General features: G+C 73.4%; 13 protein-coding genes. 5 read left to right on the top strand and 8 right to left on the bottom strand.

The annotated features are described in order from the left end of the window. On the bottom strand, positions 1–461 hold a 461-nt coding region (locus G3I65_RS58955; protein WP_160703049.1), incomplete at its 3' end, for an SPOR domain-containing protein. 68 nt (positions 462–529) lie between these two features. Next, positions 530–808, bottom strand: coding sequence for a hypothetical protein (locus tag G3I65_RS50705; RefSeq protein ID WP_160703047.1), 279 nt, complete (start codon positions 806–808; stop codon positions 530–532). Positions 809–947: 139 nt separating this feature from the next. On the opposite strand from G3I65_RS50705, the gene G3I65_RS50700 reads away from it, so the two are divergent. Together G3I65_RS50700 and G3I65_RS50695 are read left to right on the top strand one after the other, a co-directional pair. After that, positions 948–1,325, top strand: a complete 378-nt coding sequence (locus G3I65_RS50700) for a hypothetical protein (RefSeq protein ID WP_160703045.1) — start codon at positions 948–950, stop codon at positions 1,323–1,325. 425 nt (positions 1,326–1,750) lie between these two features. Further along, a complete protein-coding gene (locus G3I65_RS50695) occupies positions 1,751–3,196 on the top strand; it encodes an aldehyde dehydrogenase (RefSeq protein WP_160703043.1) in 1,446 nt (481 codons plus the stop codon). 10 nt (positions 3,197–3,206) lie between these two features. On the opposite strand, the gene G3I65_RS50690 is transcribed toward G3I65_RS50695, so the two are convergent. The 6 genes from G3I65_RS50690 to G3I65_RS50665 all read right to left on the bottom strand — a co-directional run bounded on the left by G3I65_RS50690 (position 3,207) and on the right by G3I65_RS50665 (position 8,762). Continuing rightward, positions 3,207–4,451, bottom strand: a complete 1,245-nt coding sequence (locus G3I65_RS50690) for an exonuclease domain-containing protein (protein WP_309236073.1) — start codon at positions 4,449–4,451, stop codon at positions 3,207–3,209. Continuing rightward, the gene (locus tag G3I65_RS50685; protein ID WP_160703039.1) at positions 4,448–5,152 is read right to left on the bottom strand and encodes a DUF6218 family protein; all 705 of its coding nucleotides are present in this window, start codon (positions 5,150–5,152) and stop codon (positions 4,448–4,450) included. The genes G3I65_RS50690 and G3I65_RS50685 overlap by 4 nt, the downstream gene beginning before the upstream one ends. 79 nt (positions 5,153–5,231) lie before the next feature. Continuing rightward, positions 5,232–6,152 carry a VOC family protein gene (locus G3I65_RS50680; protein WP_160703037.1) on the bottom strand — a complete coding sequence of 307 codons (921 nt, stop codon included), beginning with the start codon at positions 6,150–6,152 and terminating at the stop codon, positions 5,232–5,234. An 18-nt stretch (positions 6,153–6,170) separates the two neighbouring features. Further along, positions 6,171–7,367: an acyl-CoA dehydrogenase family protein gene (locus tag G3I65_RS50675; protein WP_160703035.1), complete on the bottom strand. Its 1,197-nt coding sequence runs from the start codon at positions 7,365–7,367 to the stop codon at positions 6,171–6,173. A 25-nt stretch (positions 7,368–7,392) separates the two neighbouring features. Beyond that, a complete protein-coding gene (locus G3I65_RS50670) occupies positions 7,393–7,923 on the bottom strand; it encodes a flavin reductase family protein (protein WP_125314261.1) in 531 nt (176 codons plus the stop codon). Then, entirely contained in the window at positions 7,920–8,762 is an 843-nt protein-coding gene (locus G3I65_RS50665; protein ID WP_160703033.1) for a fumarylacetoacetate hydrolase family protein, read from the bottom strand. The genes G3I65_RS50670 and G3I65_RS50665 overlap by 4 nt, the downstream gene beginning before the upstream one ends. A gap of 165 nt (positions 8,763–8,927) precedes the next feature. On the opposite strand from G3I65_RS50665, the gene G3I65_RS50660 reads away from it, so the two are divergent. The 3 genes from G3I65_RS50660 to G3I65_RS50650 are packed head-to-tail and all read left to right on the top strand — an operon-like array spanning position 8,928 to position 11,604. Next, on the top strand, positions 8,928–9,620 hold the full coding sequence (locus G3I65_RS50660; RefSeq protein ID WP_160703031.1) for a GntR family transcriptional regulator: 693 nt from the start codon (positions 8,928–8,930) through the stop codon (positions 9,618–9,620). Beyond that, the gene (locus G3I65_RS50655) at positions 9,617–10,660 is read left to right on the top strand and encodes an amidohydrolase family protein (RefSeq protein WP_160703029.1); all 1,044 of its coding nucleotides are present in this window, start codon (positions 9,617–9,619) and stop codon (positions 10,658–10,660) included. Before G3I65_RS50660 ends, G3I65_RS50655 begins: the two co-directional genes overlap by 4 nt. Then, entirely contained in the window at positions 10,657–11,604 is a 948-nt protein-coding gene (locus tag G3I65_RS50650; RefSeq protein WP_160703027.1) for an amidohydrolase family protein, read from the top strand. The genes G3I65_RS50655 and G3I65_RS50650 overlap by 4 nt, the downstream gene beginning before the upstream one ends. Positions 11,605–11,641: the final 37 nt, after the last annotated feature.

Raw genomic sequence — 11,641 nt, 5'->3', positions numbered from 1 at the left:
TGCGGACCGCCGGCCGCGGGGCCGTCCTGCCCGGTCCATTCGACGCTGCCGGTGAAGCCGTTCGCGTTCATGGCGCTCGCGGTGGCGGCGGCCTGGGCCCGGTCGGTGAAGGAGCCGACCCGGACGCGCCAGCCGAGCGCGCCGCGGGGCGTGTCGGCGAAGGCGGGCCAGTCGACCTGTTCGGCGCGGGCGGCGAAACCCTTGCCCCGCAACGACGTCACCAGTGCTTCGGCGTGCTCCCGGGTACCGAGCGCGGCGGGTGGCGCGTCGGGGTCGGGGCTGGAACCGCCGGGTACCTGCGTGGTGATCGTCCAGGTGTTGTGGCCGGTGCCCTCGCCGGTGACGGTGGTGTGGACCGTCACGCCCGGCGCCAGCTCCAGGGCTCCGGCCGCGGCCGGCGTGCTCAGCGCGGCGGTGAGGACAGCGGACAGGAACAGCGCGGCGGGTAGCTTCGGCTTCACGCGGGGCAACGTACCGGGCGGAGGTGGCTCGTTCGCGGGTTCCGGCCGAATTCCCGGTGTCCCCGGGGCTAGCGTTCGCCGGCCAGGAACTCGGCGGCCCACCGGTGCGCCGTCGCGCAGGCCTCGGCCTCGCTGCCGCGGAAGTGGTCGACGACCTCGCCGCCGGACCACAGCATCAGCGCGACCGTGCCGGGGCGGATGGGCGTGAGGCCGACGAGCCGCCGGTGGCCGTCTCGCTCGAGAGCGCGTTCGGCGGTGAGCCACTGCCCGGTCGTGCCGGTGCGGGTGACCTCCCAAGCCGGGTCGGCGGCCAGCTCGGCCACGGATCGCGGTGCGTCGGCGTGCATGGGCACCAGCCTGACACAAGCCGGGCCGTGAGGTGATCATCCGGTGAACGGCAGCTGAACATGTCGCGCGTTGCGGCCGGTGGCGCGGGGTTTCGCATACCGTGTGCCGACCTGGGGGCCGCGACCGCAGGGAGCCGTGATGCCGACCCGCACGACCGTGGCCGACTGGACGATCACCGCGTCCGGCGACACCGCGACGTTCACCCACGCCTCGGCACCCCCGCGCGTCTGGCACGGCCGCGGGTTCGCGATCGCGGAGGCCGACCTCGCCGCGCTGGACAAGGCGCTGGGTGAAGTGATGAAGCTGCCGGTCTACTGGCTCGCCCGCGGCCGCCGCGACGCCGGAGCGGGCGACGCGGCGGTGTGGTCGGAGCCGCGCCACGACCCGGCGGACGAGTCGGTCCACCTGGCGGGCCCGTGCCGGGCCGACGAGGCGGGGTTCGCCATCGACCTGGTCCACCTGCGGGGGCTGCGGATCAGGATCGCTTCGTTCCGGGCCGCGGGGGCGCACGGCTGACGTGGGGGCCGAAGCACTCACGGGGAGCGCCGGGTGACGGCAGTGGCGCTTGGACCGGCCGCCGGGCGCACGCTGCTCCGCCGGGACCTGGCCGGGAGCGCACCGCTGAACTGGGGCTCGAAGCACCGCACGACGGGGAACGCCCGGTGACGGCCGCGGCTTGAACCGGCCGCCGAGTGCACGCTGCTCCGCCGGGACCTGGCCGGGAGCGCACCGCTGACGTGGGGTTCGGAGCACCGCGTCACGGGGAACGCCCGGTGACGGCCGTGGCTTGAACCGGCCGCCGGGCGCTCGCTGCTCCGCCGCGACCCGGCCGGGAGCGCATCGCTGATCCGGGGCCCGAAGCACCGCACGAACGGATAATCCCCGGCGCCCGGGCGCTGCTTTACTGGCGGCAATGCCCGGTCGAAGGACGGAGTCGGACCGTGGACCTGGTCTACGAATCCCTGTACATCGGCGGCAAGTGGGTCGCGCCGGCTTCGGTCCGGGCCATCGAGGTCGTCTCCGCCAGCACCGAAGAGGTCATCGGGCGGGTGCCGGAGGCAGCCGAAGCCGACATCGACGCGGCGGTGGCCGCGGCGCGGGCCGCGTTCGACGACCCCGTCGGCTGGAGCTCCTGGGAGCCGGGGGAGCGCGCGGCCGTGATGGAGCGGCTGGCCGTCGCGCTCGACGCGCGTGCCGGGGAGATAGCGCGCCGGGTGAGCAGCCAGAACGGCCTGCCGATCTCGATCGCCAACGCCGTCGAGGGCGGGTTCCCGCAGCTGATCCTGCGCTACTACGCGGGCCTGATCCGGACCGCCGTGCTCGACGAGGCGCGGGACGGGCTGCTCGGCGGCAAGGTCCGGGTCCGGCGGACGCCGGTCGGTGTGGTCGGCGCGATCGTGCCGTGGAACCTGCCGATGACGCTGGCCGCGTTCAAGCTCGGCCCGGCGCTGGCGGCGGGGTGCACCCTGGTCCTCAAGCCGAGCCCCGGCACCGTGCTCGACGCGCAGCTGTTCGCCGAAGCCGTCGACGAGGCGGGCTTCCCGCCGGGCGTGGTCAACGTCGTGCAGAGCGGCCGCGAAGGCGGCGCCCACCTGGTGTCGCACCCGGGTGTGGACAAGGTCGCGTTCACCGGCTCGACGGCGGCCGGGCGGCAGATCGCCGAGACGTGCGGCCGGCTGCTGCGCCCGGTCACGCTCGAGCTGGGCGGCAAGTCCGCGGCGATCGTGCTGGACGACGCCGACCTGACCGCGAACCCGCAGGACCTGTTCCTCTCGACGATGGTCAACAACGGCCAGACCTGCCACCTGACCACGCGCATCCTCGCCCCGGCGAGCCGCTACGACGAGATCGTCGAGACGTTCACCGGCTTCGCGGCGAGCCTCGCCGTGGGCGACGCCCTCGACCCGGCCACCCAGATCGGCCCGCTGGCCTCGGCGGCCCAGCGCGAGCGCGTCGAGGGCTACATCGCGAAGGGCCTAGCGGAGGGCGCCCGCCTCACCACGGGTGGCGGCCGCCCGGCCGGGCAGTCCCGCGGCTGGTTCGTCGAGCCGACGGTGTTCGCCGACGTCGACAACCACTCGACGATCGCCCGCGAGGAGATCTTCGGCCCGGTCCTGTCCATCATCAGGTACGAGACCGACGAAGAGGCGATCGCCATCGCGAACGACTCCCCGTACGGCCTCGGCGGCACGGTCTGGACGACCGACCCGGCACGCGGCCAAGCGGTCGCGAGCCGGATCCGCACGGGCACGATCGGCGTCAACACGTACACGGTCGACCCGGCGGCTCCGTTCGGCGGGGTGAAGGACTCGGGGTTGGGTCGCGAGCTGGGGCCGGAGGGCCTGACGGCGTACCAGGCACTGCAGTCGATGCACCTGCCCGGCTGAGCGGATCAGCTCATGGCGCGAGCTTGGCGAGCGCCTTGAGGAAAGCCGCCTCGGAGACCACGGGGACACCGCATTCACGGGCTCGCTTCGCCTTGCCCGACAGGGAATCCGGGTCGGCCGCGGCGAGCACCCGGGTCTGCTTGCTCACCGAGGTGGTGATCCGGACCCCGACCGCTGCCGCGTCGGCCACGATGTCGGCGCGGTCCCGCTGCATGCTCCCGGTGAGCACCACCTTGTCACCCGGCCGCAGGGTGAGGCCGCCGGCCTTCCGCTCGTGCGCTGGCACCGGCGCCCGGGCGGAGTCGCGCTCCTCGTCGAGGATCGTCTCGACGATCCCGGGATCGAGGGCCAGCAGCGTGGCGACCGTGAGCAGGTCCTTCCGCTCCTCGTCGGTGACGACTTCGTCGGCCCAGGCTTCGCGCGCCAGGTCGCGCAGGTAGCTGAGGTGCAGGGCCAGGACTTCGTTCTTGTGCAGCCCGAGGTCGTGGGCGACTTCGACGAGCGCGTCGCCTTCGGTCGCGGAGATCTGCCGGTCGAGCAAAGCGTCGTCGAGCATCGCGAAGTACGCGTCGGCCACCGGTTCGCCGTCCCGCGGCATCCGTTCGACGAGCCTGGCGAGGAAGTGCGGCTCGACGTGCCCGATCGCCGTGCGCTGAACGGTGCGGACCGCACCCGGCTCGAATCGTGGCCAGGCCCAGGTCGCGGCACGGAGCTGGGTTTCGGTCGTGGCGACCGCGTTCGGAGCGGTCCGCAGGAGGAACCCGAGCAGGTCGCCGGCTCCTCGTGCGTCGTCCAGCGCGGTGTGCCACGAACGATCGGACAGCCTGGCGGCGGCGCAGCAGTCGATCAAGGACCGCCCGGAACCCAGCCGCGCCCGGCCCGCCGCGCGCATGGTGCAGAGCCCGGCGTCGGTCTCGAACGGCGTGTCGATGCCGAGGCGGCCGAATTCCGCGCGCAGGTGCATCGCGTCGAAGGCCCAGTTGTGCGCGACCACCACGCGTCCGCTCAGGCGCCGGACGAGTTCCCCGGCGAGGTCCTCGAACCGGGGCGCCCGGCGTGCGTCTGCGGCCCGGATACCGTGGATGGCCTGGGGACCCAAATCGCGATCGGGATTGACGAGCGTCACCCACTCGTCGGTGGTGCGCCCGTGCGGGTCCACGAGGACGACCGCGATCTCCGCGATGCGGTGGTGCCAGCCGGTGCGGATCCCGGTGGTCTCGGTGTCGATGACGGCGTAGCCGTGCACCGGCTTCACAGCGGAAGCCGGTTGGCGCCGGCGGCCTGGACCGCGGCCAGCCATCTGGGTGGCAGCGGCTCGGCGTCGCCGTGCTCGGCCTGGACGTACCGGCGCCGGCCCTTCACCTGCTCGGTTTCCGCCCAGACCGACACCAGCCAGCGCAGCGTGCGCGCGATCGACAGGACTTCGGACACCACGGGCGTCCCGGGTGCGGGCGAGATGCGGGCCACTCGCTGCAGCGACGCGAAGTCCTCGACGTCGGTGTCCAGCGGGAGGTCGTGCGTCCACTCCAGCGGGGTGATCGTCTTGCTTTCCCGGCGCGCGGCCTCGACCGTGCGGTCGTACCGCTGTCGTCGCTGGGCGGCTTCGTGGAATGCCTCCACCGGCGAGAACAGCTGCCGCTGCCACCAGCCGTCCTCGATGCCGGAGTCCGCCGCGGCGGTCAGCCGCTTGAGCCAGTCCTGCACTTCCTCCGGGTGGACCACGGCGATCGCCCGCCGCTCGAGGAGGCTCAGGAGACGCCGTGCCGCGTCGGGTGCGGTGAACGCCTCGGCCACCGGAACCAGCCAAGCCCCGGTGGGGTCGCCACCGGGGCTCACGTGCCAGGTCGCCAGCACCTCGTTGTCCTGGTCACCGGTGCCCACGCAGAGCACCGCGCTTCCCGGTGCTCGCAATGCCTCGAGCTTTTCGAACGGTTCCACCGTGGTCAGGTCCGTCACCGACCGCCTCCTTCGTCGACCGACATCAAGTCGCCGACGCGGGCGGGTTGTTACACGCGACCCAAAATGGCCGGCTTCCTCATGCGCCGTCGTGGGCGTCGGTCATCAGGTCGGCCAGGTCCTCCGGTGCGAGGAACGACGGCGGGGGCGGCGGGCCCCACGCGTACAGGCTCTTCTCCCCGGCGACCACCCGCGGTTCCCAGAGCTGGTCCTCGAGGATGCAGTCGATGTCCGAGTAGTACTCGGAGAAGTTCCCGGCCGGGTCGCGCAGGTACCAGAAGAAGTTCGAGCCGATGTAGTGCCGGCCCAGGCCCCACGTGTGGCGCTCCGGGTGGCCCTGCAGCATCGCGGTGGCGCCGCGGCCGACCTCGTCCACGTCGTCGACCTCCCACGACGTGTGGTGCAGGAAGCTCACCGGGGCCTGCTGCACCAGCACGTTGTGGTGGTCGGTCGAGCAGCGCATGAACGCGGCCAGTCCCGGGGCCTCGTCGCTGACCTTGAAGCCCAGGCCCTCGGTGAAGAACCGCTGGGTCGCGGCCTGGTCGGTCGAGCCGAACACGACGTGGCCGAGCTTGCGCGGGCGCACCGGCGGCTCGCGGTCGATGCCGGGCGCGCGGGTGTTGGCCCGCCGGATCGTGCCGGGCTGGTTGTACGCCACCGGTTCCGGCGGGTCCTGGCGCAACCGCGGCGCGACCGACACGACGACGTCGAGCCCGGTGATCGGGTCCTTGGTGTACAGCCGATCACCCTCGATGCGGCTGTCGACGTCGAGGCGGGCGAGCGACGCGGTGATGCGGCCGAGGTCGTCCGGGTCGTCGGCGCCGATGCCGAGCGTCAGCAGCCGGCGCTGCCGGGACTGGCGCAGTTCGAGCTGCTCGCCGCCGTCGGCGGTGGCGAAGCCGGAGTCGGTCGGCGTCAGGCCGAATTCGGTGTAGTACTTGGCGGTTTCGTCGACGTCCGGGACGCCGATGGTGATCTTGGTGAGGCGGTGCAGGCTCATGCCGGTTCCTCCGGGGTCTCAGACGAGCGGGGTGATCTGGTCGTCGCGCCCGAGCAGCGCCTTGCCGTAGACCTCGTAGTTGACCGCGGGCAGCACGATCGCGTGCCGCGCGGCGACCGCCGAGTCGCGCCAGATCCGCTGCAGCGGGTTGACCTCGGCGAAGCTGCCCGCGCCGTGGGCCGACAGCAGGACGTCGATCGCGCGGGTGATGTTCTCGACGGCCCAGCCGGTGTCGGCGCGGGTGCGGGCCCGCGTTTCGACGCCGGGGTAGGCGCCCGCCGCCGACGCCGCGTCGATGTCGTCGGCCGCGCGGTAGGCGTGCAGGTGGGCGGTATCGATCCGCATCGCCGCTTCGGCGAGCTGGAGCTGGAAGGCGACGGAGTCCGCCTGCGTCGCGTACGTCGTGTACGAGATCGCCTTGCGGGACGCCTTCTCGCGCACCAGTTTCAGCGCCTTGCGGCCGAGGCCGAGCTGCGGGCCGGCCAGCACCAGCGTCAGCACCGGGACCAGCGCGGCGCGGAACAGGTCCTCTGCCGGCTCGCCGTTCGCGTACGTCCCGCCGATCGCCGGCGGCACCGACAGCACGCGGTGCGCGGGCACGAACACGTCGTCGGCGATCAGGCAGTTGGACCCCGACGAGCGCATCCCGGCCACGAACCAGGTGTCCTCGAAGCCGAGGTCGGTGCGGGGGAGCAGGGCCATGCCCTGGTCGACGACCTCGCCGCGCTCGTCGGTCAGCGGGATGCCGAGTGCGGCCCAGTCGGCGTGCCAGGAGCCGGAGTTGTAGTACCAGCGGCCGGTGACGCGCCAGCCACCGTCCACTTTGGTCGTCTCGGCGGTCGGCGAGAGCACGCCGGACACCTTCGCGTCCGGGTTCGCGCCCCAGACGTCGTCCTGCGCCTGCGGGCTGAACAGGCCGGCCAGCCACGCGCAGACGTTGCTCAGCGCGACCACCCAGGCGGTGCCGCCGTCGGCTTCGGCGACCGCGGCCGAGACGTCGAGCATCGCGCGGACCGGGAGCCCGTACCCGCCGTGGCGGCGCGGCTGGGCGATCTTGAACGCGCCGACGTCGGTCAGCGCGGCGATGCTCTCCTCGACGACGCGCCGGTCGGCCTCGCCCTGGGCGGCGTTCTTCTCCAGCAGCGGCTGGATGTCGGCGATGCGGGCGAGGAGCTGGTCGAGGGTGGGCGCGGGCTGTTCGGTCGCGAGGGTCATGACGGCGTTGTCCTTCCGGGGCGGGTCAGCGGGCGCAGGCGGCGATCTGATCGGTGATGCGGGGGCGGGGCCGCTCGGCGTAGCGCGAGTGGGTGCCGAACGTGCGGTGGGCGTAGACGAGCGGCGGCAGTTCGGCCCGGCCGAGCGCCGTGACCAGGCCGAACAGCAGCAGGTGGTCGCCGGCCTCGACGGTCCGGTCCAGGTCGCAGGCCACCCAGCCGGCGGCGTCGCGCAGCCGGGGCAGGCCCTCGTCGGTGAACCACGCCGTTTCGCCGCCGAAGCGGTCGGCGCCGCGGGTGGCGAACCGGACGGCGAGGTCGTCCTGGCCCTGGCCGAGCAGGTTCACGCCGAACCGGCCCGCGGCGAGGATTTCGGCCAGCAGCGCCGAACGCCGGTCGAACGCGACGCTCACCAGCGGCGGGTCCAGGGACAGCGAGGTGAACGAGCTGACGGTGGCGCCGCGCGGGCCGTCGGCGGCGGTCGTGGTGACGACCGTGACCGGGGCGCAGACCGCGGCCATCACCGCGCGGAACCGGTGGGCGTCCACAGTGGTCATGACGCCTCCGTGAACCGGTGGCGCATCGAGCCGATGCCTTCGACCGTCGTGACCAGCTCGTCCCCGGCGGCGAGGAATCGCTGCGGGGTGCGGGCCATGCCGACGCCGGACGGGGTGCCGGTGAAGATCAGGTCGCCGGGGCGCAGCGGCAGGATCGCCGACAGCCGCGCGACCAGTTCCGGCACCGAGAAGATGAGGTCGCTGGTGCGGCCCTTCTGCACGGACTCGCCGTTGACCGCGGAGCCGAGCTCCAGGTTGTCGCGGTCGGCGAACTCGTCCGGCGTGACCAGCCACGGGCCGGTCGGGCCGAAGCCGGGCGCGGACTTGCCGAGGCTGAACTGCGGCGCCGGGCCCGCCAGCTGCACGGTCCGGTCGGAGAGGTCCTGGCCCGCGGTCAGCCCGGCGACGTGGTCCCAGCCGCGCTCGGCGGGCACGTTCCGCGCCTCGCGGCCGATCACGGCGACGAGCTCGACCTCCCAGTCCACAGTGGACCCGGTGAGCGCGATCCCGCCGTACGGGCCGGTCAGGCAGCTGGGGAACTTCGTGAACACGGCGGGGGAGTCCGGCAGGCCGAGCCCGGATTCGGCGGCGTGGTCGCGGTAGTTCAGCCCGACGCCGAAGACCTGCGACGGCGTCGGTGACGGCGCCCGCAGCCGGGTCTCGTCGAACGCTTCGGCTTCGGGGTCCGCGAGACCGGCCGCCCAGGCGGTGAACTCGTCCCAGCGGGCGTAGACGGCGTGGGGGTCGGCGGAGAAGCGCCGCGCGCTGGCGCGCTCGACGTCGACGGCGCCGCCGGAGGTGAGGAGGACGAGCCTGCCGTCGAGGTTGGCGATCCGCATGAGGGTGCCTTTCGGTGGAGGAGCTCCGACGCCGGGATCCGCTCGGTCGCACCCCCGGAGAGCCCGGGGCGACGAGGTGCGTCGGTCTGCTCATACTCTGCCCGGCGTATCCGACTGTCAAGGCAAGAATCGATTCTTGAGCGAAGAGTGTGTTATCGTCTCGGCATGGCGAAGAGAGCGGGTGGCGAGAGCCTGGCCGTGTCGGTGTACACCCGGCTGCGGTCGGCGGTCCTCAACGGCGAGCTGGCCCCGGGCGAGCGGCTGAAGCCCGCCGACCTGAGCGCCGAGCACGGGGTGAGCTTGAGCGTCGTGCGCGAGGCGCTGGGCCTGCTCGCGGCCAAGGACCTCGTGCAGGTCGACCGCAACCGCGGGTTCCGCGTCACGCCGCTGTCGATGCAGGCGCTCACCGACCTGACCGAGGCCAGGGTGATCAACGAGGGCTCGGCGCTGCGGCTGTCCGTGCAGCGCGGCGGGGTCACCTGGGAGTCCGAGGTGCTGGCCGCGCACCACCGGCTCGCCGGGCAGCCGATGCTCCTGCCGGGCCCGCCGATGCGCCGCAACGAGGAGTGGGCCCGCGCGCACCTGGAGTTCCACCACACGCTGATCAGGGCGTGCGGCAACGCGGTGCTCCTCGACGTCTGCACCCGCCTGTCCGACGCGGCGGAGCTCTACCGCGCCTGGTCCGGCCCCGGCGGCGAGGAGCGGCACCGCGACGTCGCGGGCGAGCACCAGGGCCTGGTGGACGCGGCGCTGGCGCACGACCCCGACCTGGCGGCCGCCCGGTTCGAGGCGCACGTCAACCGCACGCGGGAAATCCTGATGGAGACCAGCCTCTGCCTGCCCGGGAAGGACTCATGACCAAGACCGCCTTGACCGGCGTGCGCGTCTTCGACGGCGCCGGCCTGACCGAACCGACGACCGTCGTGCTCGACGGGGCGGTGCTCGGCGCCGACCCGGCCGGCGCCGAAACCTTCGACTGCGAAGGCGCCACGCTGCTGCCCGGGCTCTTCGACGCCCACGTCCACCTGCTCACCTCCGACGACCTGAGCGCGCTCGCCGCGCACGGGATCACGACCGCGCTCGACATGGCGTGCTGGCCCCGCGAGCGCGTCGACTCCTTCCGCGGACGGGTGCCCGACATCCGCAGCGCGGGCCTGCCCGCGATCGGCCCCGGCGGCAACCACGCGAAGATGCCCGGCATGCCCGCCGAGGCGATCCTCACCGCGCCCGGGCAGGCTGCGGAGTTCGTCGCGCACCGCGTCGGAGAAGGGGCCGACTACATCAAGGTCGTCATCGAGGGCGACCTGCTCGACCAGGCGACCATCGACGCCGTGGTCGCCGAGGGCAAGGCGCGCGGCAAGCTCACCGTCGCGCACGCGTCGTCGGTCGACGCCTACCGCCGCGCGGTGCGGGCCGGGGCCGACGTCGTCACCCACGTGCCGCGCGACGGTGTCCTCGACGCCGAAACCGCGGCCCGGATGGCCGAGCGGGGGCAGGTCGCCGTGCCCACGCTGACGATGATGGCGGCGCTCACGACGAAGCTGGGCGCCGAGGGCTACGAGGCAAGCCGCGGCTCGGTCTCGGTGCTGCACGCGGCCGGCGTGCCGATCGCCGCCGGCACCGACGCGTTTTCCGCGCCGATGTTGCCGTTCCCGGTCGTCCACGGCGCGAGCCTGCACGAAGAACTGGGGCTGCTGGCCGGCGCCGGACTGTCCGAAGTGGACGTCCTGCGGGCGGCGACCGAGCTGCCCGCCCGCCACTTCGGGCTGCCGGACCGCGGGGCCGTGCGGGACGGGCTGCGGGCGGACCTGGTGCTCGTCGACGGCGACCCGACCCGGGACATCACGGCGACGGCGAAGGTCCGCCGCGTCTGGGCGGCCGGCGAGGTGGTCGCGTGAGCGGGCTGGTGGACGTCCACGCGCACTTCCTCACCCCGGAGTACGTCGAAGCCGCGATCGCGGCCGGGAACGGCTCGCCGGACGGCATGCCGGGCTGGCCCACCTGGGACGCGGCGCAGCACCTCGAACTGATGGACCGCTGGGGTGTCGAGGTTTCCCTGCTGTCGATTTCGTCGCCGGGTGTCCACTTCGGCGACGACGCGGCCGCGCGGAAGCTCGCCCGGCACGTCAACGACACCGGAGCGGAGGTCCGCCGCGCGCACCCGGACCGGTTCGGGCACTTCGCTTCCCTGCCACTGCCCGATGTGGACGGTGCGCTCGCCGAACTCGCCTACGCCGTCGACGAACTGGGCAGCGACGGCGTCACGATCGAGACCAACGCGGCCGGCCGCTACCTCGGCGACCCGGCGTTCACTCCCTTGTGGACGGAGCTGGCCCGCCGCCGGACGCCGGTGTTCGTGCACCCGACGTCACCGCCGCGCGCCGAGGAGATCTCGCTCGGCAGGCCGCGGCCGATGCTCGAATTCCTCTACGACACCGGCCGCGCGGTCAGCGACCTCGTCTTCGCGGGCGTTGTGGCGCGGCACCCGGACATCCCGTGGATCTTCACCCACGGCGGCGGCGTGCTGCCGCTGCTGGCCGACCGGCTCGAGCTGTTCCGCACGGTGTTCGGCGGCGGGCCCGGCGGCGCGACGGTGCCCGAGCAGATCGGCGAGCTGTGGTTCGACATCGCGGGCACGCCGTTCCCGCACCAGGTCCCCGCGTTCGAGCGTGCGTTCGGGACCGGCAGGCTGCTGTACGGCAGCGACTTCTGCTGGACCCCGCCGGCGGCGGTGGCCGCCCAGCTGGCGAGCATCGACGCGGCGCCGCAGCCCGAGGGCACCACGTGGCGCGAGCTGACCTCGCGCAACTGCGCGCGGCTGTTCCCCCGGCTCCGACCCTAGGGCAGGACGCCGAGCCGGCGCGCCGCGAGGACCGCCT

Source organism: Amycolatopsis sp. SID8362, assembly GCF_010550475.1.
Lineage (GTDB): Bacteria > Actinomycetota > Actinomycetes > Mycobacteriales > Pseudonocardiaceae > Amycolatopsis > Amycolatopsis eburnea.
This window is presented reverse-complemented; position numbering and strand designations above follow the sequence as displayed.